This window comes from Kitasatospora sp. NPDC022856 (assembly GCF_055561235.1).
Map to the genome: position 1 here is coordinate 175,539 of NZ_JBVHHE010000010.1, position 24,550 is coordinate 200,088.

23 protein-coding genes are annotated in these 24,550 nt (G+C 75.2%); 8 read left to right on the forward strand and 15 right to left on the reverse strand.

Going from position 1 to position 24,550, the window contains the following annotated elements:
• Positions 1–334 precede the first annotated feature (334 nt).
• The 10 genes from ACZ34W_RS15035 to ACZ34W_RS15080 form a co-directional block, all read right to left on the reverse strand.
• Positions 335–700, reverse strand: coding sequence for a hypothetical protein (locus tag ACZ34W_RS15035; protein ID WP_465604146.1), 366 nt, complete (start codon positions 698–700; stop codon positions 335–337).
• 107 nt (positions 701–807) lie between these two features.
• Entirely contained in the window at positions 808–1,413 is a 606-nt protein-coding gene (locus ACZ34W_RS15040; protein ID WP_329490472.1) for a hypothetical protein, read from the reverse strand.
• A gap of 195 nt (positions 1,414–1,608) precedes the next feature.
• On the reverse strand, positions 1,609–2,550 hold the full coding sequence (locus ACZ34W_RS15045; protein ID WP_329490473.1) for an ABC transporter substrate-binding protein: 942 nt from the start codon (positions 2,548–2,550) through the stop codon (positions 1,609–1,611).
• Positions 2,551–2,618: 68 nt separating this feature from the next.
• Complete coding sequence (locus ACZ34W_RS15050; protein WP_465604149.1) at positions 2,619–3,314, reverse strand: ABC transporter permease; 696 nt, start codon at positions 3,312–3,314, stop codon at positions 2,619–2,621.
• Entirely contained in the window at positions 3,311–3,979 is a 669-nt protein-coding gene (locus ACZ34W_RS15055) for an ABC transporter permease (protein ID WP_359804223.1), read from the reverse strand. The genes ACZ34W_RS15050 and ACZ34W_RS15055 overlap by 4 nt, the downstream gene beginning before the upstream one ends.
• On the reverse strand, positions 3,969–5,105 hold the full coding sequence (locus ACZ34W_RS15060; protein WP_465604151.1) for an ABC transporter ATP-binding protein: 1,137 nt from the start codon (positions 5,103–5,105) through the stop codon (positions 3,969–3,971). The genes ACZ34W_RS15055 and ACZ34W_RS15060 overlap by 11 nt, the downstream gene beginning before the upstream one ends.
• A 374-nt stretch (positions 5,106–5,479) precedes the next feature.
• The gene (locus tag ACZ34W_RS15065) at positions 5,480–5,866 is read right to left on the reverse strand and encodes a rhodanese-like domain-containing protein (RefSeq protein WP_329490478.1); all 387 of its coding nucleotides are present in this window, start codon (positions 5,864–5,866) and stop codon (positions 5,480–5,482) included.
• On the reverse strand, positions 5,860–6,426 hold the full coding sequence (locus tag ACZ34W_RS15070; protein ID WP_329490479.1) for a cysteine dioxygenase: 567 nt from the start codon (positions 6,424–6,426) through the stop codon (positions 5,860–5,862). The genes ACZ34W_RS15065 and ACZ34W_RS15070 overlap by 7 nt, the downstream gene beginning before the upstream one ends.
• A 175-nt stretch (positions 6,427–6,601) precedes the next feature.
• Positions 6,602–6,679 carry a putative leader peptide gene (locus tag ACZ34W_RS15075; RefSeq protein WP_101948289.1) on the reverse strand — a complete coding sequence of 26 codons (78 nt, stop codon included), beginning with the start codon at positions 6,677–6,679 and terminating at the stop codon, positions 6,602–6,604.
• Positions 6,680–6,726: 47 nt separating this feature from the next.
• A complete protein-coding gene (locus ACZ34W_RS15080) occupies positions 6,727–9,804 on the reverse strand; it encodes a hypothetical protein (RefSeq protein ID WP_465604154.1) in 3,078 nt (1,025 codons plus the stop codon).
• Positions 9,805–10,213: 409 nt separating this feature from the next.
• On the opposite strand from ACZ34W_RS15080, the gene ACZ34W_RS15085 reads away from it, so the two are divergent.
• The 4 genes from ACZ34W_RS15085 to ACZ34W_RS15100 all read left to right on the forward strand — a co-directional run bounded on the left by ACZ34W_RS15085 (position 10,214) and on the right by ACZ34W_RS15100 (position 15,115).
• Positions 10,214–11,056 (forward strand): nitrilase-related carbon-nitrogen hydrolase, encoded by an 843-nt coding sequence (locus ACZ34W_RS15085; RefSeq protein ID WP_329490481.1) that lies wholly within the window; start codon positions 10,214–10,216, stop codon positions 11,054–11,056.
• A 14-nt stretch (positions 11,057–11,070) separates the two neighbouring features.
• Positions 11,071–12,483, forward strand: a complete 1,413-nt coding sequence (gene hydA, locus ACZ34W_RS15090) for a dihydropyrimidinase (protein WP_329490482.1) — start codon at positions 11,071–11,073, stop codon at positions 12,481–12,483.
• A 75-nt stretch (positions 12,484–12,558) separates the two neighbouring features.
• Positions 12,559–13,596: a TIGR03842 family LLM class F420-dependent oxidoreductase gene (locus ACZ34W_RS15095; protein ID WP_329490484.1), complete on the forward strand. Its 1,038-nt coding sequence runs from the start codon at positions 12,559–12,561 to the stop codon at positions 13,594–13,596.
• Complete coding sequence (locus ACZ34W_RS15100; RefSeq protein WP_465604158.1) at positions 13,586–15,115, forward strand: NCS1 family nucleobase:cation symporter-1; 1,530 nt, start codon at positions 13,586–13,588, stop codon at positions 15,113–15,115. The genes ACZ34W_RS15095 and ACZ34W_RS15100 overlap by 11 nt, the downstream gene beginning before the upstream one ends.
• Before the next feature lie 68 nt (positions 15,116–15,183).
• On the opposite strand, the gene ACZ34W_RS15105 is transcribed toward ACZ34W_RS15100, so the two are convergent.
• A complete protein-coding gene (locus ACZ34W_RS15105) occupies positions 15,184–16,422 on the reverse strand; it encodes a glycosyltransferase (RefSeq protein ID WP_465604160.1) in 1,239 nt (412 codons plus the stop codon).
• A gap of 136 nt (positions 16,423–16,558) precedes the next feature.
• On the opposite strand from ACZ34W_RS15105, the gene ACZ34W_RS15110 reads away from it, so the two are divergent.
• Entirely contained in the window at positions 16,559–16,825 is a 267-nt protein-coding gene (locus ACZ34W_RS15110) for a GlsB/YeaQ/YmgE family stress response membrane protein (RefSeq protein ID WP_329490487.1), read from the forward strand.
• Positions 16,826–16,934: 109 nt separating this feature from the next.
• Here the strand turns inward: ACZ34W_RS15110 and ACZ34W_RS15115 are convergent, their stop codons facing one another.
• The 4 genes from ACZ34W_RS15115 to ACZ34W_RS15130 form a co-directional block, all read right to left on the reverse strand.
• Positions 16,935–17,867 (reverse strand): ADP-ribosylglycohydrolase family protein, encoded by a 933-nt coding sequence (locus ACZ34W_RS15115; RefSeq protein WP_465604162.1) that lies wholly within the window; start codon positions 17,865–17,867, stop codon positions 16,935–16,937.
• A 177-nt stretch (positions 17,868–18,044) separates the two neighbouring features.
• Positions 18,045–18,632 (reverse strand): TetR/AcrR family transcriptional regulator, encoded by a 588-nt coding sequence (locus tag ACZ34W_RS15120; protein ID WP_329490489.1) that lies wholly within the window; start codon positions 18,630–18,632, stop codon positions 18,045–18,047.
• Between the two features lie 123 nt (positions 18,633–18,755).
• Entirely contained in the window at positions 18,756–19,751 is a 996-nt protein-coding gene (locus ACZ34W_RS15125) for an aldo/keto reductase (RefSeq protein ID WP_465604279.1), read from the reverse strand.
• 192 nt (positions 19,752–19,943) lie between these two features.
• Entirely contained in the window at positions 19,944–20,246 is a 303-nt protein-coding gene (locus ACZ34W_RS15130; RefSeq protein ID WP_396487906.1) for a GNAT family N-acetyltransferase, read from the reverse strand.
• 1,206 nt (positions 20,247–21,452) lie between these two features.
• On the opposite strand from ACZ34W_RS15130, the gene ACZ34W_RS15135 reads away from it, so the two are divergent.
• The 3 genes from ACZ34W_RS15135 to paaB all read left to right on the forward strand — a co-directional run bounded on the left by ACZ34W_RS15135 (position 21,453) and on the right by paaB (position 24,541).
• A complete protein-coding gene (locus tag ACZ34W_RS15135; protein ID WP_465604165.1) occupies positions 21,453–22,682 on the forward strand; it encodes a M20/M25/M40 family metallo-hydrolase in 1,230 nt (409 codons plus the stop codon).
• 525 nt (positions 22,683–23,207) lie between these two features.
• Positions 23,208–24,251: a 1,2-phenylacetyl-CoA epoxidase subunit PaaA gene (gene paaA / locus ACZ34W_RS15140; RefSeq protein ID WP_465604281.1), complete on the forward strand. Its 1,044-nt coding sequence runs from the start codon at positions 23,208–23,210 to the stop codon at positions 24,249–24,251.
• Positions 24,248–24,541 carry a 1,2-phenylacetyl-CoA epoxidase subunit PaaB gene (gene paaB, locus ACZ34W_RS15145; protein ID WP_329490494.1) on the forward strand — a complete coding sequence of 98 codons (294 nt, stop codon included), beginning with the start codon at positions 24,248–24,250 and terminating at the stop codon, positions 24,539–24,541. The genes paaA and paaB overlap by 4 nt, the downstream gene beginning before the upstream one ends.
• The last annotated feature ends 9 nt before the right edge of the window (positions 24,542–24,550 follow it).

Sequence of the window (24,550 nt, forward strand, 5' to 3'; positions counted from 1 at the left end):
CGGCGGGTGGGCGTACGGAGCCCCCGTGCCATCCGGACGGGCGGACGACAGTGTGTGGGCAGGCGTGCGCCGTGCGGGTCGGGGGTGGAGCGGAGCAGGGCAGGGCAATGCCTCAGCCGCCGGTGGTCACACCCCCACAGTGCATCCCGGTCGGATCGACATGCTTATGGTTGGACTAGACCACTCGTCTGTCAAGAGTCCTAACTGTTCGTCGGCGGACGGGTCGGGCGGTCACCGGACGCACCGTCAGGGCTGCGCGGGCGGCGCGGTCGGAGCCCCACCGGCCCCAGGGGCGCGGCTCGGCGGGAGGGCCGCCGCCGGGGTCGGGAGGGTCTCAGGAGGCCTGAGCGAGCAGCTCGTCGACGAGCTCGGCGACCCCGTCCGGCCGGCGCCACCGGACGGCGGGGTGGTGCGCCGCCAGCCCGCGGACGGCGGTGGTCAGCCAGGCGTCGTCACCCAGCAGCTCGGCCCGCTTCCGGTCGACGACGAGGCCGAGCAGCGACTGCAGGAGCACGATCTCGCGGGAGGGGTAGAACGCGCGGTGGTGGCTGAACCCGGCCGACCACATGTCGTAGGGGTGCCGGACCATGGCCCGCAGGCAGGAGCCGTGGGTGGTGATGCCCGGGGTCCTGCTCAGCAGGCCGCCGACCCTGGAGCTGGAGAACCGGTCGGCGGTGACCGCCGATCCGGACGGTGCCACGCCGCCTTGGTGCCGTGGCCGCGCGCCGGTCGTTGCGCGCGGCCACGGCGGGCCCGGTGCTCAGGACACCGGGCGGCTCGGGGCGGTCCGCCCGTGGTGCGGGGCCGTCAGGCCGGCGGGCAGAGGGTGGCGCGCAGGGCGTCGATGATCTTCTCGGCCTTCTCGGCGCCGAAGCCCTGCGGGTGGTCGGGCGCGGTGAAGCGCTGGTTCACCAGCTCGACCAGCTTGGCCCGGTCCTTGGGGAACTGGTACATCGCCTGGCACTGGTTGCGGGCCCGGTCGACGGCCTCGTCGGGCTTGCCGCCGACGATCGCCGGGTCGATCGCGTCGAGCGCGGCGACCAGCTTGGCGGCGTCGGCCGAGCCCGGCTTGGCGGGCAGCCCGGCATCGGCCGGAGGCGCGGGCTTGGGCGGCGCCGACGTGGCGGGGGCGTCCGGGGCGTCGGGGGTGGCGGGCGGGGTCGATCCCGGCGCGGGCCCGTCGGGGCTGCCCGTGGCGGGCGCGCCGGGTGCGGTCGGGGTGGCCGGCGCGCCGGTGCCCGAGGGGTCGGCGGTACCGCCGGGGGCGGGGGTGCCCGGTGCGGACGCGGTGGCGGCGGCCGGGGTGGTGGGGGAGCCGGCCGCGGATCCGTCCGAACCCGAGCCGGACGAACAGGCAGCCAGGCTCACCGCGGCGAACGCCGTGAGGGTGGCGGCGAGGAGACGAGTGCGCATTCCGCCACACTGTCATGTTCGCGCCGCTCAAGGGAAGATCCCCCGACGGCGAAGCGGCGGCGTCCCGGGGGTCGCCCCCCGGACCGCCGCCGCGTGCTGTCACCGGCCGTACGCTCGGCCGGCTCGTACCGTCGGCCCGGCGCGTACGGTCCGCCGGTCGCCGGCACTGCCGGTCGGGCCGTCCGGCCGCCCGGCTCAGCTCAGGCCGTTGGCCTTCAGCCACTCCTTGGCCACGGCGGACGGGTCCTCCTTGTCCACCGCCACCTTCTTCATCAGCGTCGCCAGGCCGTCGGTGCTGAGCTTGGCCGACACGGCGTTCAGCGCGGCGACGGCGGGGGCGTCGACGGCCGTCTTGTTCACCAGCGGGGTGATGTTCTGCGCGCCGAACAGGTGCTTCGGGTCGGTCAGCGGGACGAGCTTCAGCTGGGCGATCTTCGGGTCGGTGGAGAAGACGTTGCCGACCTGGATCGAGCCGTCCTTGATCGCGTTGGCGGTGGTCTCGCCGGTCGGCTTCCACTCCTTGAAGGTCAGCCCGTAGACGTCCTTGAGCGGCTGCTCCTGGCGGGTCTTGAACTCCGGCGGCCCGCCGATGGTGAACTCGCCCGCCTTGGCGGCCAGGTCCTCGATGCTCTTCAGCTGGTACTTGTCGGCGCTCTCCTGGCTGATGCTCAGGGTGTCGTTGTCCTCGGCGGGCGAGGAGTCCAGGATGGCCAGCGAGGCGGGCAGCGTCTTCGCCAGTTCGGCGTTGACCTCGTCCTTGGTCGCGGCCGGCTTGCCGCCGAGGTAGGAGAGCAGCGCGCCGTTGTACTCGGGCAGCACGGTCAGGCTGCCGTTCTGCAGCTGCCCGTAGAGCACCTCGCGGCTGCCGATGTTGAACTTCTCCTCGACCTTGACGCCCTTGGCCTTCAGTGCCTGCGAGTAGATCGAGCCGAGCAGCACGTTCTCGGGGAAGTTGGCCGAGCCGACCACGACGGTCGAGCCCGAGCCGCCGGTCGTCGCGCCGGCCGGGGCCGAGGCGCCGCCGCCGAGCGGGTCGCCGCCGGAGGAGGAGCAGGCGGTGGCGCCGAGGGCGAGCGCGGCGACCGTACCGAGGAGCAGGGCCCGGCGGCCGCTTCGGCGGCGTGCGGATGTCGACATGGTGATAGGTGTCCTTTCGGGACGGCAGATGCTCGGTGGGACGAGCGGGACAAGCCTGCGGAGCGGGATCAGGGGGACTCGCGCGAGGAGCGGGCGCGGCGCTGGGCGCGCAGCCCGGGCGGGAGCGCGTAGCGGGCGAGCAGCGCGTAGAACAGCTGGGCGCCGACCGCGAGCAGCACCACGAGCAGCGCGCCGCCCACCGTCACGGCGTAGTTCCGGGTGGCCAGCCCGTCCATCACGTACCGGCCGAGCCCGCCGAGGCCGACGTACGCGGCGACCGTGGCCGTCGCGACCACCTGGACGGTCGCGGTCCGGAAGCCGGCCAGCAGGGTGGGCAGCGCGGACGGCAGGCAGACCTGCCGCAGCACCTGCGGGTGGGTCAGCCCCACGCCGCGCGCCGCGTCCCGGACGTCCGGATCGGTCCCGCGCACCCCCTCCACGGCGGCGACCAGCAGCGGCGGCGCGGCGAGCGCGACCAGTGGGATCAGCACGGCCGTGTCGCCGACCCCGGCGAGCAGCACCGCGAGCGTCACCAGGCCGAGCGTCGGCAGCGCGCGGGCGGCGCCGGCCAGCGAGGTGACGGCGGTGGCGCCGCGGCCGGTGTAGCCGATCAGCAGGCCGAGCGGCACGGCCAGCAGGGCCGCGAGGAGCAGGGCCTCGCCGGAGAGCACCAGGTGCTCGGTCACACGGTGCACGATCGAGTCCGGGCCGCTGCGGCGGTCCGGGGAGGAGAAGAAGTCCCCCAGCCAGGAGAGCCAGTTCATCGGCCGGCCCCCTTCTCCCGGACGGCCCAGGGCGCGAGCAGCCGCCGGGCGCCGACCAGGAGCAGGTCCACCGCCAGCGCCAGCGCGGCGATCAGCACGATGCCGGCCACGATCGGGGTCGGGAAGGTGCGCTGGAAGCCGTCGATGAAGAGGTAGCCCAGCCCGCCGCGTCCGACCAGGGCGCCGACGCTCGCCAGCGAGATGCTGGAGACCGCGGCGACCCGCAGGCCGGCGACCAGGTAGGGCACGGAGGCGGGCAGTTCGACGGCCGTCAGCCGGTGCCACGGCCCGTAGCCCATCGCGGTGGCCGCCTGGCGGACCGAGTCGGGGACGGCGTGCAGGCCGTCCACCGTGGTGGGCAGCAGGACGGCGACCGCGTAGAAGGTCAGCGGGATCATCACGGTGGCCTGGGTGGCCAGCCCGGTGTAGGGGATGAGCACCACGAAGACCGCCAGCGAGGGCAGCGCGTAGACGACGTTGAAGACGGCGGCCAGCGGCTGGTAGAGCCGGGGGTGGCGGGCGCAGGCCAGGCCGAGCGGGACGGCCAGCAGCAGGCCGATCAGGACCGGGAGCAGCGCGATCACCGCGTGGTCGGCGAGCAGGTCGCCCAGGTAGCCGAGGTGGTCGCCGATCCAGTACCACCGGACGATCGGTTCATCGTCCACCGGTGGCTCCGTCGGTCGCGTCCTCGTCCACCTCGCCCGCCCCGGGCGTGTCGTAGGCCTTGGCCATCGCTATCTCCTCGGCCCTGGGACCGGGCGCGGCCGCCAGGGCGGTCAGGACGGCCTCCCGGCTCGCCGTGCCGGTGGCCCGGCCCTCGGCGTCCAGGGCGACCGCGACCCCGGCGGGGGAGAGGACGGCGGCGTCCAGCGCGGAGCGCAGGGTGTCCGCCTGCGGGTGGTACCCGGCGACCGGGTGCAGCGCGGCGGCCGGGGCGTCCCGGTCGACCCAGCCGATCGGGCGGCGCTCGTCGTCCAGCGTCAACTCCCACCGGCCGTAGCGCAGTCCGTCGGCCACCGGGCGGACGGTGACGGCGGTGGCCGGGCGAAGGCCGAGCCCGCGCAGCCCGCGGTCACGGCCGAGGAAGGCGGCGACCTCGGCGTCGGCGGGCGCGGTGAGCAGCGTGTGCGGGTCGGCGAGCTGGGCGATCCGGCCCTGCTCGCGCAGCACCACGACCTGGTCGCCTAGCCGGATGGCCTCCTCGATGTCGTGCGTGACGAAGAGGACCGTCTTGTGCAGTTCGGACTGCAGCCGCAGCAGCTCGTCCTGGAGTCCGGCCCGCACCACCGGGTCGACGGCGCTGAACGGCTCGTCCATCAGCAGCACCGGCGGATCGGCGGCCAGCGCCCGGGCCACGCCGACCCGCTGCTGCTGGCCGCCGGAGAGCTGGAACGGGTACCGCTTGCCGGTCTCGGGCGCGAGCCCGACCAGCTCCAGCAGCTCGGCGGCCCGGGCCCGGGCCCGCTTCTTGTCCCAGCCGAGCAGGTAGGGGACGGTGGCGATGTTGTCGATCACCTTGCGGTGCGGGAAGAGGCCGGCCTGCTGGATCACGTAGCCGATGCCGCGGCGCAGCTTGGCCGGCTCCAGCTCGGCGACGTCCGTGCCGTCCAGGAGCACCCGGCCCGAGGTCGGCTCCACCATCCGGTTGACCATGCGCAGCAGGGTCGTCTTGCCGCAGCCGGACGGGCCGACCAGCACCGTCGTCCGGCCGGTGGGCACATCGAGGTCCAGGCCCCCCACGGCGATGGTGCCGTCGGGATGGCGCTTGCCGGCGCCGTCGAATCTGATCACGGGGAGTTTCCTCTGTCTCGGCGCCGCCCGGTGGTGGCGCCGATGGTGTCGGTCTGTCGGTCGTGGCGGTTTGTCGACAAGTGACGGCCCGTGAAGCGGCCGCCCTTCGTCGGATCAACTGCCCGGGCGTTCTTCCGCCCGCGTGGCTGCCCTGCATCGGACCGGCGGAAACTCCGATCAGACTATGACCTGAATCATCTCCTGTCCGTGATTTACCCTCCGCGTGGGGCGGCCGCCCCCGGGAGACCGGGCCCGGCCCGGGGCCGTCGGGCCGGCCGCCGAGGGGCCGCGGCGGTGCTGCCACCGGGCCGGACGCGCCCCGGACCAGGTGGGTGGGAGCGCCCTGCGGGCGGCCCGTTCAGCCGCCCTGCCGTTCAGCCGCCCTGACGCGTCGGCAGTCCGGCGGCCGCCCAGCCGACGAAACCGCCGTCCAGGTCCGTCGCCCGGTGCAGCCCCAGCTCGCGCAGCGAGGCGGCGGCCAGGCTGGAGGCGTAGCCCTCCGAGCAGACCACGACCACCTCGACGTCGTAGCCCTCGGCCTCCGGGATCCGGTGACTGCCCGTCGGATCGAGCCGCCACTCCAGCACGTTGCGCTCGATGATCAGCGAGCCGGGGATCTCGCCCTCGGCCGCCCGCTGCGCCGCCGGCCGGATGTCCACCAGCAGCGCGCCGTCCAGCTGGGCCTGGTACGCCTCCCGGGCCCGGGGCCGGTGGACCCCTTCGCGCGCGCGCTCCACCAGGTCGTCGATCGTGGTCACCATTGCTCCGGTCCTTCCTGCGAGGTGCGGACCAGTCCGCCGGCCCGCAGTTCGTAGTGCGCCATCGAGTCCAACGGCGGTGAGTAGGCGTGCAGCGTGACCGCGGGGCCCGCGCCCGTGTTGCGGACGTCGTGCACGTATTCCGGGCCGAAGGCCCGGGCGGTGCCGGCCGTGATCCGGCGGATCAGCAGGCCCTGCTCCGGCCCGCCGAGCGAGAGCTCCTCCAGCTCGCCGAGGGCGACGGCGAACGCGCCGCGCGAGCCGCCGTGGTCGTGGAAGCCGGTGGACTGGCCGGGCAGCCAGCTGATCAGCCAGACCTCGTGGTCCTCGTCGGCCACCAGGCGCCGGTACCAGCGTTCCTCGGTGGAGAGCCGGACGTGGTGGATCCACTGGTCGGGCTGCTCGGCGAGGTCGCGGACGATCGCGCGCAGGGACTTCGGGGTGAGCGGGGTACCGGTCCGCGCGGGCGCGGTGGTGGCGGAGTCGGCGGCGGTCGGGGCGTCGGGGGCGGCTTCGGTGCGGGCCGGGCCGGCCGGGGTGCCGGGGGCGAGGTCCAGGCTCATGTGGGCGTCCTCGGGGAAGGCGGAGCGAGCGGAGGTACGGCCGTACCCGGCGGGGGATGCAGGCCTGCCGGGTACGGGTGCGCCGGGAAACGGGGCGCGTCAGGAAGACGGGTACGGCTGCGCGGCGCGGGCCCTGGCGGACGTCACAGGGCGGGACCGGCGAGGAGGGGCAAGGTCAACAGGCACAGATGGAGCTCGCCTGGCGTCGCAGATCGACGTGCAGGCGGCAAACCAGAGTGGTGCCGGAGTCCATGCGCCGGATCCTTCCCGACCCGCGGGGCGTGAGTCAAGCGGGCCCGGTCACTCGTGCGTGGCGCGCCGGGGTGCTGGAGGCGCCGCGGCCGGGCGCGCTGCCGTGCTGGTCGGAGCCACCGGGGCGGTCGGCGCGGGGGCCGGTGCCGGGGTCGGTGCGGGGTCGGCCAGCGTCGCGCCGAGCACCGGGGCGGCCTGCTCGCCCAGATGGCGGCCGAGCGTCTGGTAGGCGTCGAACTGCCGGTGGTCGAACCACTGGTCGCTGGTGCTGTCGTTGGGGAACGCCGCGTTGGCCGCCGCGTAGGCGTGCAGCTCGTACGGCATGCCGACGGTGAGGACGGCCTGGACGACGATCAGCGTGCCGTGGTGCCGCCACTCGTCGCCGTGGGGGCCGTGGTGCCGGTCGCCGACGGCCGGGCCCACGCGGGTGTCGTCGCCGGGGGCGTCGAACGGGTCCGGGTAGCGGATGTCCCCGGTGATCACGGCCCGGGCGGAGAGCCGGCCCGCCAGGCGTGCCGCCAGACCGCGCAGCGACGTGTCGTCGCTGCCGGGGATCAGCAGCTCCGGCCGGTGCAGGGTGATGACGATGCCGAGCTCCTCGCGGGCGAGGGTGATCGCCGCCGCCAGACTCGCCGCGACCGGGGCGTCCCCGCTGGCGTCGACGCAGACGGCCGTCCGCACGCGGTGCCGGAGCAGCTCGACCAGGCCGAGGTTCTCGTAGTGGCCGCCGTCGGTGGTGAGCAGGAAGCGGTCGTCCATCGGGAAGCGGCCGCTCAGCTCGCGCAGCTGGTAGGGGAGCCGGCGGACGGCGGGCTGGGAGGGGAGCCGCCAGTCCCGCCCCGGCGCCCAGAGCGGCCCGAGCGCGGCCGGGTTGGGCAGCCAGGTGCCCAACCGGGCGTTGGTGACGGCGAACAGGCCCTGGTAGGCGCGGGACTGACGGCCCATCGCGGAGGAGAACGCGGCGCCCGAGACGGCCATCGCGGACTGCACGGTGAGGTCCCTGGCGATGTGCCGCCGGGTGCGCCGCTCCAGCAGGTCGGTGCGGGCGTAGCCGACGTCCGGCCCGCCCACGTAGTCGTGCGAGAAGGTGAAGGAGACGGCCCGGCGCCCGGGCGGCGTGCGGGAGCTGCCGGACAGGTTGGCCGCCGCCGCGAAGATCATCTGAGGGACGCCGGGGTGCCGGGCGCCGTAGTGGCTGAGCCAGGTCTGCTCTCGGTAGAAGTGGTACGGCCGGGCCAGTGCCTCACCGTCCTCGGTGGCGCGGCGGACGGCGAAGGCGGAAGCCAGCCGGCGCCGGTAGAACGGGTGCAGGCTCATCCACGTCTGGTCGAGGTTGAGCCCCACCGTGCCGAGCACGAGCGGCAGCAGCACCTGCGCGGTGGCGGGCCAGGCGTGGCCGGTGGCGACCGCCCAGCCGAGCGCGAGCAGCGCGCCCGACGACAGCGTGGCGAGCACCGCCCACACCAGCAGGTACTGGACCAGCCCGTCCGTCACCCCGCCGCCGAGCCGCCGGGTGCTGCGCAGCAGCCCGCCGAGCGCCGCCGCGCCCTGCTCGACGACCCGGCGCCCGCGCCACAGTATGCCGAGCAGCAGGGTGAGGTAGCTGAGGAGGACGGTCAGGCTGAGCCCGGCGCCGGTCTGCCGGGCGCCGACCGCCAGCTCCTGCTGCAGCCAGACCGCGCCCCAGGCCAGCCCGGGCACCACCAGCACCCCGGCGGCCACCAGCGCGGCCAGGGCGAGGGCGCCGTGCGAGAGCCGCCGCAGGGTGCGCGGCAGCGGGGTGTCCCAGCCGAGCTGCGAGAAGGCGAGCAGCCAGAGCAGCCAGCAGAGCGCGGCCGCCGCGAGCAGCCCGAGCAGCGCGAGGACGGCCGGCTGGCGGACGGCGAGCGCGCCGAGCCGGCCGGCCCCGCCGGTGCGCAGGCCGACGGCGGCCAGCGCGTCCAGGTCGGTCAGTGGGACGAAGTGGTAGAAGCGGCTGAGCCCCAGGCCGAGCACCAGGACGGCGGCGAGCAGCAGGGCCAGCGCCGCCACCAGACCGCGGAGCAGCGTACCGAGGGCGACCAGCCACTGGCCGGCCCCGTCCGCGAGGTACTTGGCGTGCCGGCGGAGGTGGTCCTCCTCCGGCGAGCCGGGCTCCAGGACGTCGTCCGCCGTCAGGCCGGAGACGGCGTGCTCCGGGCCGCCGGGCGCGGAGTCGCTGAGGGCGAGCTGCAGCGCGCCCGTGGTGTAGCCGCCGCCGGAGACGGAGACCAGGTAGCGGGCCTGCTTCAGCCAGGGCCGCAGCGCCTGGAGGACGCCGAGGGTGACGCAGGCGGAGCGGATGCCGCCGCCGGAGACGCAGAAGCCGAGCCGGGCGGGCTCCCGGCCGGGCGGCACCCGGGTGCCGTTGCGCCAGCGGGCGTGGCGGTCGAGCGGCCCGTGCGGGCGCGGGCCGGCCGGCCAGCGCCCGCCGTGGCGGGTGGCCACCGGCCACGGCGGGATCAGCTCGGGGCCGGCGTCGGCCGGTCCGGCGCCCCCGGCGCGGGCCGGCGCGGGCGGCCGCCGCAGGACGCCGCGCGCCGCGCGGTGGACGGTGATCGTGAGCACGGCCAGGGCCATCGCGCCGGCCGGCAGCAGGAGCAGCCACTTGACGGTGGCGAGCGCGGTGGCGGCGGCGAAGGGCGCGTCGGAGCCGGCGTGCGGGCCGGGGCCGGTGCCGAGCCCGTCCAGCCCGATGCCGAGCAGCGCGTTCTCCGCGATGTCCAGGGCGCCCGCGAGCAGGCCGGCGGCCCCGGTGGCGAGCGCGGTGAGCCGCCAGTGCGGACGGGTGAGCACGTACCGGCCGAGCAGCCCGGCCGCCGCGAGGGTCAGGGTCCAGCCGCCGAGCAGCCAGGGCTCGGCCCGCAGCGCCGCGAGGTGGTCGGCGGCCCGCCCGGCGACCACGGCTCCGGCGGAGGCGGCGGAACCGGCCAGTTGCAGCCGCACGCTCCGCACCGCGGGCGCCCACCGGGCGAAGAGCAGGCTCCCCAGCACGAGGGGCAGCGGCACGGCCAGGGCGAGCAGCAGCCCGGCCCACGGCGGTACCGGACCCGGCGGAGGGTCGGGGGGCGCGCCACCCGGCCCGGGCGCGGCGGATGCGGCCTTCACCTCGACCTCCCCCCGTGGGGCCGGCCCGGACGACCGCCGGGAACTCACCGTCCGGAGCGCCCCGGTGACGGACCGGAGCAGCGTCCACCGGCGTCTTACCCCGACGCGCGGTACTTCGCACCCGGATTCACCCGAATGGGTAAGGAGTGCGGCAGTGGGGTAGTTGAGCGTTTCATCCCGTCCAGAAGCACCCGCGTGTCCGCGTAACAGGATCGCCCCGGCCGCGTTACGTCCGACGTATTGTCAGGCCACCGAGGCCGGGCCTACGGTCTACTGACCACGTTCTACGCACGTAGATGTGTGCGTCGCCGCATGCCGACGCGTGCCGGAACCGAGGCAGATCCGCCCCGTCAACCCTCAGACCGCAGGCCCGACCCCCCGGCCGGGCCACGGAGTTGCGGAGGTACCCATGTCGCAGATCGTCCGTGCCGCCCTCGTGCAGACCCGGTGGACCGGTGATCAGGAGACGATGATCGCCCTCCACGAGCGCCACGCCCGCGAGGCCGCCGCCCAGGGGGCGAAGATCATCGGTTTCCAGGAGGTCTTCAACGCCCCGTACTTCTGCCAGGTCCAGGACCCGGAGCACTACCGCTGGGCCGAGGCCGTCCCGGACGGCCCCACCGTCCGCCGGATGCGGGACCTCGCCCGCGAACTCGGCCTGGTCGTCGTCGTCCCCGTCTACGAGGAGGAGCAGCCCGGCGTCTACTACAACACCGCCGCCGTGATCGACGCCGACGGCAGCTACCTCGGCAAGTACCGCAAGCACCACATCCCCCAGGTCAAGGGCTTCTGGGAGAAGTACTACTTCAAGCCCGGCAACCTCGGCTGGCCCGTCTTCGACACCGCCGTCGGCAAGGTCGGCGTCTACATCTGCTACGACCGCCACTTCCCCGAGGGCTGGCGCGCCCTCGGCCTGGCCGGGGCCCAGATCGTCTACAACCCCTCCGCCACCAGCCGCGGCCTCTCCGGCTACCTCTGGCAGCTCGAACAGCCCGCCGCCGCCGTCGCCAACGAGTACTTCGTCGCCGCGATCAACCGGGTCGGCACCGAGGAGTACGGCGACAACGACTTCTACGGCACCTCCTACTTCGTGGACCCGCGCGGCCAGTTCGTCGGCGACGTCGCCTCCGACAAGGAGGAGGAACTCGTGGTCCGCGACCTCGACCTCGGCCTCATCGAGGAGGTCCGGCAGCAGTGGGCGTTCTACCGGGACCGCCGGCCCGAGGCCTACGGTCCGCTCACCGAGGCGTGAGGGAGGCACCCACCGTGACCCGCACCGTCATCCGCGGCGGCCTCGTCATCACGGCCACCGACGAGATCCACGCCGACGTCCTGATCGAGGGCGAGCGCATCGCCGCCCTCGCCGCCACCGACAGCGACGCCGCCCGGGCCTGGACCGCCGACACCGTCATCGACGCCACCGGCCACTACGTCGTCCCCGGCGGCGTCGACGCCCACACCCACATGGAGCTGCCCTTCGGCGGCACCGCCGCCTCCGACACCTTCGAGACCGGCACCCGCGCCGCCGCCTGGGGCGGCACCACCACCATTGTCGACTTCGCCGTCCAGCCGGTCGGCGGTTCGCTGCGCGAAGGCCTCGACACCTGGCACGCCAAGGCCGACGGCAACTGCGCCGTCGACTACGCGTTCCACACCATCGTCTCGGACGTCAACGACGCGGTCCTCAAGGAGATGGACGCCCTCGTCGACTCCGGCGAGTCCACCTCCTTCAAGCTCTTCATGGCCTACCCCGGCGTCTTCTACAGCGACGACGGCCGCATCCTGCGCGCCATGCAGCGCGGCGCCGCCAACGGCGGGCTGATCATGATGCACGCCGAGAACGGCATCGCCATCGACGTCCTCGTCGAGCAGGCGCTCGCGGCCGGCCGCACCGACCCCCGGTACCACGGCGAGGTCCGCCGCGAACTCCTGGAGGCCGAGGCCACCCACCGCGCCATCAAGCTCGCCCAGGTCGCCGGCAGCCCGCTCTACGTCGTCCACGTCTCCGCCGCCTCCGCCCTCGCCGAGCTCGCCCGGGCCCGTGACGAGGGCCTGAACGTCTTCGGCGAGACCTGCCCGCAGTACCTCTTCCTCTCCACCGACAACCTCGCCGAGACCGGGGCCGACGGCTTCGAGGGCGCCAAGTACGTCTGCAGCACGCCGCTGCGACCCCGCGAGCACCAGGAGGCGCTCTGGCGCGGGCTGCGCACCAACGACCTCCAGGTGGTCTCCACCGACCACTGCCCCTTCTGCTTCGCCGGCCAGAAGGAGCTCGGCCGCGGCGACTTCTCCAAGATCCCGAACGGGCTGCCCGGCGTGGAGAACCGGATGGACCTCCTCCACCAGGCCGTCGTCGACGGTCACCTGACCCGCCGCCGCTGGATCGAGGTGGCCTGCACCACCCCCGCCCGGATGTTCGGCCTGCACCCGCGCAAGGGCACCATCGCCCCCGGCGCCGACGCCGACGTGGTCGTCTACGACCCCACCGCCGTGCAGACCGTCTCCGCCGCCACCCACCACATGAACGTCGACTACTCGGCCTACGAGGGGCGCCGGCTCACCGGCCGGGCCCGCACGGTGCTCTCCCGCGGCACCGTGATCCTCGACGACGGCACCTGGCTGGGCCGCGCCGGACACGGCGCCTTCCTGCGCCGCGACACCTGCCAGTACCTCACCTGACCCTCTCCCCGCACCGCCGTGGCCCGGGGCCGTGCGTCGGCCCCGGGCGGCCCCACCCTTCCCTGGAGCTCCCCGATGGACATCGGCCTCGTCCTGCAGACCGACCCGCCCGCCCGACTGCTCGTCGACCGCATGGTCCGCGCCGAACGGGCCGGGTTCAGCCACGGCTGGACCTTCGACTCCTGCGTCCTGTGGCAGGAGCCCTTCGTGATCTACAGCCGGATCCTCGCCGAGACCACGACGCTGACCGTCGGCCCGATGGTCACCAACCCCTCCACCCGCACCTGGGAGGTGACCGCCTCCCTGTTCGCCACCCTCAACGACATGTACGGCAACCGCACCGTCTGCGGCATCGGCCGCGGCGACTCCGCGATGCGGGTGGCCGGCCGCCGCCCCGCCACCCTCGCCCGGCTCTCCGAGGCCATGCACGCCATCAAGGAGCTGGCCGAGGGCCGCACCGTCGAGGTGGACGGCACCGAGATGCACCTGCCGTGGGTCCGCGAAGGCGCCCTGCCGGTCTGGATGGGCGCCTACGGGCCCAAGGCGCTGGCCCTCACCGGACGCCAGGCCGACGGCTTCATCCTCCAACTCGCCGACCCCTACCTCACCGAGTACATGATCAAGGCCGTCCGCGCCGCCGCCGCCGAGGCGGGCCGCGATCCCGACACGGTCACCATCTGCGTCGCCGCCCCCGCCTACGTCACCGCCGACGACTCCCCGGCCGCGCTCGCCCACGCCCGCGAGCAGTGCCGCTGGTTCGGCGGCATGGTCGGCAACCACGTCGCCGACCTGGTCACCCACTACGGCGAGCACTCCAGCCTCGTCCCCGAGGCCCTTACCGCCTACATCAAGGACCGCCAGGGCTACGACTACAGCCACCACGGCCGGGCCGGGAACCCCGACACCGCGTTCGTGCCCGACGAGATCGTCGACCGCTTCTGCCTGATCGGCCCGCCCGCCGCCCACCGGGACCGCCTCGAACACCTCCGCTCCCTGGGCGTCGACCAGTTCGCCGTCTACGCCATGCACGACGCGGTCGAGGCCACCATCGACGCCTACGGCACCGACGTCATCCCCCGGCTCCGGCAGGAGGCGCGCCCCGGTGAAGGGTGACCCGCCGCCGACCGACCGCGCCGCCGCCACCGGCCAGTACGAGCACGGGGACGGCCGGGTCGAACCCGACCCCGCCGCCCCCGTGCTGCCCGCCAACGGCTTCACCAACGACGACCTGCGGCCCGTCCCGGTCGCCCGCCGCACCTGGACCACCTACAACTTCCTCGCGCTCTGGGTCGGCATGGCCCACAACATCCCGTCCTGGACGCTCGCCTCCGGCCTGGTCGCGCTCGGCATGGACTGGAAGCAGGCCGTCCTCACCATCGCCCTGGCCAACCTCGTCGTGCTCATACCGATGCTGCTCACCGGCCACGCGGGTACCAAGTACGGCATCCCGTTCCCGGTCTTCGCCCGCGCCTCCTTCGGCCTGCGCGGCGCCAACCTGCCGGCGCTGCTGCGGGCCGCCGTCGCCTGCGCCTGGTTCGGCATCCAGACCTGGATCGGCGGCGAGGGCATCTTCCTGCTCGCCGGCAAGCTCCTCGGCGAATCCTGGCGAACCGCGGCCGAGTTGGGCGGCCACCCGTGGACGCAGTGGCTCTCCTTCCTGCTGTTCTGGCTGATCGAGATGGCCGTGATCGCCCGCGGCATGGAGACCCTGCGCCGGTTCGAGAACTGGGCGGCCCCGTTCGTCATCGTCGGGGCGCTGGCCCTGCTGGCCTGGATCACCGTCAAGGCGGGCGGCTTCGGACCGCTGCTCGACCAGCCGTCCCGGCTCGGCTGGGGCGGCGACTTCTGGAAGGTCTTCTTCCCGGCGCTGATGGGCATGATCGGGTTCTGGTCGACCCTCTCGCTCAACATCCCCGACTTCACCCGCTTCGGCGGCAGCCAGCGCGCCCAGATCCGCGGCCAGGCGCTCGGGCTGCCCACCACGATGACCCTCTTCGCGCTGCTCTCGGTGCTGGTCACCTCCGGCTCCCAGGCCGTCTACGGCGAACCGGTCTGGGACCCGATCGCGCTCGCCGCGAAGATGGAGAGCCCGGTGGGCATCCTGTTCGCCCTGCTGACCGTGCTGGTCGCCACGCTCTCCGTCAACATCGCGGCCAACGTCGTCTCGCCCGCGTACGACCTCGCCAACCTGCTGCCCCGGCTGATCACCTTCCGGACCGGGGCGCTGATCACGGGTGTGATCGGGATCGCGCTCTTCCCCTGGAAGCTGATCTCCGACCCGCACGTCTACATCTTCACCTGGCTCGGCCTGGTCGGCGGCCTGCTCGGCACGGTGGCCGGCGTGCTGATCGCCGACTACTGGGCGCTGCGGCGCACCCGGCTGCTGCCGGCCGAGCTCTACCGGCCGCACGGCGCCTACTGGTACACCGCCGGCTGGAACTGGCGGGCCGTGACCGCCCTGGCCACCGGCGGCGTGCTGGCCGTCGGCGGCTCCTACGGCGGCCCGTTCCCGGCCGACGGCCTGCTGCCCGTCCTCAAATCGCTGGCCGACTACGGGTGGGCCGTCGGCTTCGCCACCTCGTTCGCCCTCTACCTCGTGCTGAGCCGGGGGACGGGCCGGCGCCGGCGGTAGGGGCGGGCCGTCGGGGCCGTTCGGGGGCCGTTCCGGGGGCGCGTGGGGGCCGGTGGGGCCGTTCGGGGTCAGGAGGCGAGGCGGTCGACGGCGGCCAGGACCCCGGCGGTGCCGTCCTCGGCGGCCAGCGCGGCGGCGACGGCCCGGGCGCGCTCCCGGTAGTGCGGCGTGTCCAGCGTGCGGCGGACGGCGGCGGCCAGGCGGGCGGACGTGAGGGCGGGGAGCGGGACCGGCCCGGGGGAGGTGCCCAGGCGGGTGAGGCGCGCGGACCAGAACGGCGCGTCGAGCTGGGCGGGCACGGGGACGGCGGGCGTGCCGGCCCGCAGGGTGGCGGCGGTGGTGCCGGCCCCGGCGTGGTGGACGACGGCGGCCATCCGCGGGAACAGCCAGTCGTGCGGGGTGTCGTCGATGGTGAGGACGTCGTCGGAGTCGGCCGCGCCGAGGCCGCTCCAGCCGGCCTGGAGGACGGCCCGCACCCCGGCGGCACGCAGTCCGGCGAGGACGGTGGCGCTCAGCGCCGCCGGATCGGGGACGACCAGGCTGCCGAAGCCGACGAAGACCGGCGGCGGCCCGGCGGCGAGGAAGTCGACGAGGCGGTCCGGCGGTCGCCACCCGGGCTCGGGGTGCGGCCACCAGTACCCGGCGACCTCCAGGCCGGGTCGCCAGTCGGCGGGGCGCGGCACGACGGTCGGGGAGAAGCCGTGCAGCACGGCGTGGGCGCGCCGGGTCCGGGCGATGCCGCGCGCCGGCAGGCCGAGCCGGTGGCGCAACCCGCGGACGGCGGGCGCGAAGAGGCGGTCGGCGGCGGCCTCCACGGCGTGGCCGGCGAGCAGGTTCCCGGTCCGGCCCAACGACCGGGTGCCGGTCACGGAGGGCGCGAACTCCCGGGTGGGGGCGATCGGTTGGAGGTAGAGGCCGATGCTGGGGATGCCGGCGGCCTCGGCGGCGACCTGGCCGAGCGGGGTGGTGGCGCTGGTGGTGAGCAGCAGGTCGGTGCCCTGGGCGGTGGCCGCCACGATGGCGTCGCCGAGGGCGGGCATGAAGGAGCGGCCGAGGCGCAGGAGTTGGAGGAGGGCCAGCGGTCCGGAGCCGGACCGCAGGACCCGCTGGCCGCGGTCGGAGGCGAGTTCGGCGCGCGGATCGACCGGGAGCGGGCGGAACTCCAGGCCCGCGGCACGCACCTGGCCGGCGAAGGTGGTGTGGGTGGCGACGGCCACCTGGTGGCCGGCCGCGCGGAGCCGGGCGCCCAGACCGGTGAAGGGCGCCACATCGCCCCGGGACCCGGCGGTGGCGATCAGGATGCGCATGGCCGCAGTATCGCGGCGCGGCCGGTCGCGCCGCCGGGTGCCACGCCCGGCGCACTGCAACCGAGGGGGCGCACGGCGGCGTCCTCGCCGGTGAGACGGCCCGCTGGGAGTGCCGTGACGGAGGGCGGGAGGACGCATGAGCATCATCGCGTGGATCGTGCTGGGTCTGGTGGCCGGGGCGCTGGCGAAGCTGCTGCTGCCGGGCAGGGACCCGGGCGGTCTGGTGGTGACCACCCTGATCGGCATCGCCGGGTCGTTCGTCGGCGGCTGGATCTCCTCGCGGATCCTGGACAAGCCGGTCTCGGCGCACTTCTTCGACCTGGCCACCTGGGGCTCGGCGATCGGCGGCGCGCTGGTCCTGCTGATCCTCTACCGGATCTTCTTCGGCAACTCCCGCAGCTGAGCGCCGTAGGTGACCGCCTGCGGTGGCCCCTGCCGGTGACCGGCAGGCCGGGTCGGGAGTCGGAACCGCCCGACCCGCCCGAACCGGCCGACCCGCCCGGCCGTGCCGGCTACGGCTCGGCCACCCACCCGGGCAGGTCCTCGCGGGCGTCCAGCCAGGCGGCGGGCACCCCGGCGAGGCCGGTCCGGGCGGCGACCACGCCGCCCGCGATCGCGCACGTGGTGTCCATGTCGCCCCAGCCCTCCAGGGTGTGCCAGAGCGCGTCCGGCAGGGAGTCCAGGTGCGTGGCGGCGGACCAGAGGGCGAACGGCACGGTGTCCGGGGCGGAGATCAGGAGCCCGGACCCGAGGACCTGAGCGGCGTGCCGGACGCTGGTGTGCCCCGGCAGCCGGGCGGCGATCCGCAGTCCGGAGCGGACGTCGCTGTCGGGCAGCCGGGCGGCGACCTCGGTGATCAACTCGGCCCGACCGGGCGGGCGCTGCCCCCGGCTGCGGGCGGCGAGCGCCGCCGCCAGCGCGACCGCGACGGCCCCCGCCACCGCCTCCGGGTGGAAGTGCGTGGTGAGCGCCTGCAGTTCGGCCTGCCGGGCCACGGTGTCCAGGTCTTCGGCGAACCAGGCGCCCAGCGGGGCGGCCCGCATGGCGGCGCCGTTCCCGTAGGAGCGCTGCCCGCCGAGCTGCTCCGCGGTGACGCTCCGCCAGTCGGCGCCCGCACCCACCGCCCGCAGCACGCCGTGCATCGACGGCCCGTACTTGCGCCCGTACTCGGTGGCGTACTCCTCGGCGAACCCGGCCGCCAGTTCGTCCTGCTGGACCGCACCGCGGTGACGGAGATGACGGACCAGGACGAGCGCCATCGCGGTGTCGTCCGTCCAGTGCCAGGGCGCCGGGCGGGGCAGCCGGGCACCCAGTGCGGCGGGAGCCTCGTCGAGCGGGGCGGAGAACCAGCGGTCGCCGAAGGCGTCGCCGAGGGCGAGGCCTTGCAGGCTGTCCAGCGCCGGTCCGGTGGCACGCAGGCCGTCCTCCCGAGGGGAATCGATCATGCGCGGGAGTCTGCCGGGTGCCGCCACGGTGGGGCGAACGCTTTTCGGCGGTGGGGCCGGGCGCGAGCCGGGCCAGGACGTGCGGCCCCGGGTGTGCGGGTCCGGGTGTGCGGGCCAGGATGTGCGGGCCAGGATGTGCGGCCCCGGGTGTGCGGGTCCGGGCACGAGGGTGGTCGGTCAGCGGGTGAGGAGGCCGCCGAGGAGGAGCTTCCAGAGGGCGGCGAAGCGCTCCGGTGCCTGGGGGTCGGACCACTCGGCGGCGTACGCGGGGTCGTGGAAGTGTGCGGTCGCCTCGAACAGGGCCCGGGCGGTCGGGCCGACCGGAGCCGGCCCGAACTCCCCGCTGTTCACCCCGGCCTGGACGATCCGGCCGATCTGTTCGACCAGGGTGTCGATGTGGGCCTCGACGGTGCTGCTGGTCTCCGCGACCAGCACCAGGTAGGTCGCGAACAGCTGGGGGTCGTCGAGCGCCTTCTTCCGCTTGGCGGCGAACAGCGTCTCCAGCCAGCGGTGCAGGCGCTCCACCGCCGGGCCGGACTCGGCGGTGATAGACGCCAGGCTGTCGTGCGCCTGGTCGAGCCAGCGCTGGGTGACGGCCTCGCGCAGCGCCGCCTTGCTGGGGAAGTGGCGGTAGACGCTGCCGTGGCTGACGCCGAGGGTGCGGGCGACGTCCACCACGGTGGCCTTGGCGGGGCCGAACCGCCGGAGGACCTCCTCCGTCGCGCCCAGGATCTGCTCGGGAGTGAGTGCGCTGTCCGTGGTCACGGGGAGGTACGTCCTAACGGGGTGGTGCGTCCGTCGCCGGGGCGGCGGACGGTGCTGCGGCTGACGGGCGGGCCGGGGCGGGGCCCCGCCCCGGCCGCGAACCGGCGACCGCCGGGGTGCCGGTCAGTGCTCGCTGTCGAGGTGGGCCATCTGAGCGGCAGCGTACCTGTCCCCGGCGGCGGACCCGGCGGGGACGGCGGCCTCGATGGCGGCGAGGTCGGCCGGAGTGAGGGCGACGTCCAGCGCGCCGAGGGCCTCGGCGAGCCGGTCGCGACGGCGGGCGCCGACCAGCGGCACGATGTCCTCGCCGCGCGAGGCGACCCAGGCGATCGCGACCTGGGCGACGCTCGCGCCCCGCTGCTCGGCGACCGCGCGCAGCGCCTCGACCAGGTCGAGGTTGTGGGCCAGGTTGTCGCCCTGGAAGCGGGGGCTGTGGCCGCGGAAGTCCGAGCCGGCCAGCGCGCGCCCGTTGTCCCAGTGCCCGCTGAGCAGCCCGCGCGAGAGCACGCCGTACGCGGTGACGCCGATGCCCAGCTCGCGGGCGGTGGGCAGGATCTCGGCCTCGATGGACCGCGAGAGCAGTGAGTACTCGATCTGCAGGTCGCTGATCGGGTGCACGGCGGCGGCCCGGCGCAGCGAGTCGGCGCCGACCTCGGACAGGCCGATGTGGCGGACGTGACCGGCCTTGACGAGGTCGGCGATCGCGCCGACCGTCTCCTCGATCGGAACGCTCGGGTCCAGCCGGGCCGGGCGGTAGACGTCGACGTAGTCGGTCCGCAGCCGGCGCAGCGTGTAGGCGAGGGCGGTCTTGGTGGCGGCCGGGCTCGCGTCGTAGCCGAGCCACTGGCCGTCCGGGGCGCGCTGGGCGCCGAACTTCACGCTGATCTGCACGCTCGCGCGGTCCCGACCGCGCAGCGCGTCGTGGATCAGCAGTTCGTTGTGGCCCATGCCGTAGAAGTCGCCGGTGTCGAGCAGGGTGATGCCCGCGTCGAGTGCGGCGCGCACGGTCGCGATGCTCTCGGCCTCGTCGGCCGGGCCGTAGAGGTCGGACATGCCCATGCAGCCGAGGCCGAGGGCGGAGGTGGTGGGGCCGGTGGCGCCGAGCGGGCGCTGCGGGATCCGGGAGGTCGTGGTCACGGGGTGCTCCGGCGGGGTGAGGGGGTGGAGGGTCCGGCGGCCGCGCGGGGCGCGGGCCTGCCGGGTTCCACTATGGCACCTCGACTGACAGATTTCAAAGTTTGTCAGCCGTCATCTGTCAGTCGTCAGCTGTCACCTGTTGCCTGTCACCTGTCAGTCGTCACCTGTCATTCGTCAGTCGCTCACCCGGCTGCGGTTCTCGTAGGCCAGATCCGTGTACTCGGGGTGGCGCAGCATCCAGCCCTTGATGAACGGGCAGGTCGCCAGTACCGCCAGGCCCCGTTCGCGTGCGTCGTCCAGCGCGGCCCGGGCCAGCGCGCTGCCGACCCCCTGCCCCTCGAACGCCGGCTCGACCACGGTGTGCGGGTAGACCACCAGCCGGTCGCTGCGGATGTACTCGGCGAAGCCCGCCGGGGCGCCGTCCACCCGGGCCTCGAAGCGGTTCTCGGCCTCGGCGTCGTGCACGGTGACGGTCATCGAAGGCTCCTCGCGGTAGGTCGCGGGGCCGGGGCCGGCCCCGGTCCATCATCGAGTTCCGGCGGCCGCACCGCCCGTCGGTCGGCCGGGTGTTGCCGCGGCCGCGCCGTCTCCGCGCCGGACGGCCTCGCCGTCCGGTGGACCGCGGGTCGCCCCCGGCGAGGGGCAACCGGGCGCCCGGGCAACGCACTTGGGCCGGTGCCGGGTCGCCCGGGCCGGCCCCGGGCGCGCCGCCCCGGTGCTCTCGCCCGGTCACCTCCGCCGCGACGTCCACCCGGCCGACGGGCCGCACCACGAGTGCCTCCGCCGCCGCCGCGTATCGCGACGGACGGCCGCGCCGACGGCCCGCTTCCTCGTACCGGGCGCTGAGCCGGGGTCACCCATCCGGCGTGGAAAACCCGCGCCTTGGGCGTTTGGGCTGCCGAACCCGGGCGCCGGGTCCATGGTGGAGATGGGCGCGATCCGGCGACCGCGCTCGCGCGCCGATCCAGGCCCGCGCGCCGTGCGCCCGCCGCCGTTCTCCGACGGGTGCCCGAGGCAGGGCCCGGCCCTCCGGCGCGCTGGGAGCAGGGCCACCTCGCAGGAAGCCGAACGGTTCTTCTAGGCTCACATCTCGGCTTCCCCGTGGTGGTGCCGTTGCTGCGCCCGCCGCATCGAAGCCGCCGTCCACGGGGGCTCCGGGCCGACCGGGGCCTCCGGATCGAGCGAGGAGGACGCAATGCCAAGCATGCCGCCCAGCCGTTCCACCGCACTTGGGCCAGACGGGCCGACCTGGCAGGTCGTACGCCGGGCCGGGGCCGCGCGCCCCGGCTGGTCCGGGCACCCGGGCTGGTCCGGTCGGCCGGTCCGGCCGCTGAATACCGGCGGCGGCCGCGGAGGCGAGCGTTGAGTCCTCAAACCGTCCGGCCGCCCGCCGCGTCGACCGTGACCACCGCGGCCGCCGGCCCCTCCTCGGCCACCGTCGCCCCTGTGACTCTCGCCACAGCCACAGCCACAGCCACAGCCACGGCCACCGCCGCAGCCACGGCCACGGCCCCAGGTCAAACCACAACCACACCCAAGGCCGCGGCCGTGGCTGCGGCGGTACAGGCGGTGCGGTCCGCACCGGCGCCGGCCGCGGCACCGGTCGCGACACCGGCCGCGACGCCGCCCCGGCCCGAGCCCGCCCCGTCGGCCCGCCCCACCGCCTCCGCCCAGGCGTTGCCCGTGGAGCCGCCCGCCCCTCCGGCCGCCGACGGTGATCCCCACGCCGGCCTGACCGCCGCCCTCCCCGGACTGCCCCAGGCCCTCGGCTCCCGCGCCCGTACGCTGGCCGGAGCCGTCCGACGCCGCTGCGCGGACCTCGCCCGTATCGAGTCGCCCAGTGGCGACGCGCCCCGACTCGACGCCCTCGCCGAGGAGTTGGCCGCCGGATTCCGCGCGACCGGCGCCACCGCCCACCGCGAGCCCGGCCCCGCCGGTGATCACCTGGTGCTCCAGTGGGACGGCCAGGACGAGAGCCTGCCGCACCTCCTCGTGGTCGGCCACCACGACACCGTCTGGCCGGCCGGGATCCTGAACGACTGGCCGGTGACCGAGCAGGACGGCACCCTCAGCGGCCCCGGCGTCGTCGACATGAAGGGCGGACTCGCCGTCCTGGAGGGCGCGTTCGCCCTGCTGGCCGACCTCGGTCAGCGCCCGCACCGCACCGTCCGGCTGGTCGTGGTCTCGGACGAGGAGGTCGGCAGCCCGGACGGCAGACGCCTGGTCGAGCGCCAACTGCGCGGCGCGGTGGCCGTCCTGGGGCTCGAACCGCCGCACCCGGACGGCCGGCTCAAGACCGCCCGCCGGGGCAGCACCCGGGTGCGGCTCACCGTCACCGGGCGGGAGGCGCACGCCGGCAACGACGCCGGCGAGGGGGTCTCCGCGGTGGACGAGCTGGTCGACCAGCTGGTCGCGGTCCGTGACCTCGCCCGCCGGCCCGGTACCGAGCTCAACGCCGGGCGGATCAGCGGCGGTACCCGCGCCAACGTGGTCGCCGGCCGGGCCGAGGCCGAGCTGGGTCTGCGCTTCTCCACCGGTGAGGCGCAGCGCCGCACGCTCGACAGCCTCGCCCGGCTCACCGCGCTGCGGCCCGGGGCCCGGGTGCGGACGGAGGTCCTGTCCAGCCGGCCGGCCTGGCCGGAGCGCACCGCCAACCCGCTGCTGCGGCACGTCCGGTCGCTCGCGGCGGTGCTCGGGCAGCAACTGGACGGCGGCCCGGCCGGCGGCGCCGGTGACACCAACCTGCCGGGCTCGCGCGGCCTGCCGACGCTGGACGGCTTCGGCGCGGTCGGGGCCGGGGCGCACGCCCGGCACGAGCACATCCGGATCGATCAGCTGGCGCCCCGGATCGCGCTGCTGGCGGCGCTCCTCGCCGTACCGCTGCCGCGCCTGCGGGACCGGTCGGAGGGGTGAGCGCGCCCCCGTCGCGGTAGCGGCGGGCCGGGCCGGGTGGGCCCGTCGTCCGACCCCGGACGGCGGGCCCACCGCCGTGCGGCCGGCTGCGGTGAGCGGCTCCCGCGCCGGGGCCGCGGTGACGTGCCGCGACGGACGGGTCGCTGCCCAGCGGGGTCCGGCGAGGCCACAGCGGGGCCCCGGTGAGGCCCCCGGGGAGACGGCGGCCGCCACCCGCACCCCCGCCCGGGGCGGTCCCCGGCGCGGGAGCGAGCCCCGGCGGACCCCGGGCGGCCCGGTTCCCTTGTCAGGGCGCCGCCTCACCGCGCACAATGGTACCGACCGAACGGTCAGTCGGTTGCCGTGAGGGCGGCGGCCGAGCCCGGCACACCGCGCTGCCGGTGGCCGGTGCACGGGGCGCCGGTGCGGGGACGCGAGCGGATCGCGCCCGGGCACCGGCCGCCGGGGCACCGGCCGCCGGGGCACCGGCCGCCGGGCGCGGACCGCAGGGACAGGACGCGAGAGGGGCGAGTGGTGACAACAGAGGTGGCCGAACCGGCCTCCGCGCAGACGCAGGAGGAGCGGTTCGAGGCGGTCGTCGCCGCCGAGCAGCGGATCGAACCCCGGGACTGGATGCCCGACGCCTACCGGGCCACCCTGATCCGCCAGATCGCCCAGCACGCCCACTCCGAGATCATCGGCATGCAGCCCGAGGGCAACTGGCTCACCCGTGCCCCGTCGCTGCGCCGCAAGGCGATCCTGCTCGCCAAGGCCCAGGACGAGGCCGGCCACGGCCTCTACCTCTACGCCGCCGCCGAGACCCTCGGCGTGGACCGGGCGGAGCTGACCGAGAAGCTGATCTCCGGCCGCCAGAAGTACTCCTCGATCTTCAACTACCCGACCCTCACCTTCGCCGACGTCGGTGTGATCGGCTGGCTGGTCGACGGCGCCGCGATCTGCAACCAGGTACCGCTCTGCCGCTGCAGCTACGGCCCGTACGCGCGCGCGATGGTCCGGATCTGCAAGGAGGAGTCCTTCCACCAGCGCCAGGGCTACGAACTGCTGATGACGCTGATGCGCGGCACCGACGCCCAGCGGCGGATGGTCCAGGACGCGGTGGACCGCTGGTGGTGGCCGTCCCTGATGATGTTCGGTCCCTCCGACGCGGAGTCGCCGAACACCGCCCGCTCGATGGGCTGGCGGATCAAGCGCCACACCAACGACGAGCTGCGGCAGCGCTTCGTCGACATGACCGTCCCGCAGGCGGACCACCTCGGGGTCACGCTGCCCGACCCGGCGCTGCGCTGGAACGAGGACCGGGGCTGCTGGGACTTCGGCGAGCCGGACTGGTCCGAGCTGACCAGGGTCATCCAGGGCCAGGGCCCGTGCAACGCCCAGCGGGTGGACCGCCGCCGCGCGGCCCACGAGGACGGCGCCTGGGTCCGCGAGGCGGCCACCGCCTACGCGCGCAAGCGCCGGGCGGAGAGCCGCCCGACCGCCCCGGCCGCCACCTCCCCGGCTGCCACCGCCCCGGCCCCGACGGCCGGACCCGAAGCGCCGAGCGCGCAGAGCGAGGAGAACGGAAAGTGACCGAGTCCAAGGCCGGCTGGCCGCTCTACGAGGTGTTCGTGCGCCCCCGGCGCGGACTGAACCACGTCCACGTCGGCTCGCTGCACGCGGCCGACGACCGGATGGCGCTGCTCGCCGCCCGTGACCTCTACACCCGGCGCAACGAGGGCGTCAGCCTCTGGGTGGTCCCCTCCGCCGCGATCACCGCCTCGACCCCGGACGAGCGCGACCCCTTCTTCGCCCCCAGCGGCGACAAGGTGTACCGCCACCCGACCTTCTACGACATCCCCGAGGATGTCCCGCACATCTGACGGGGAGCA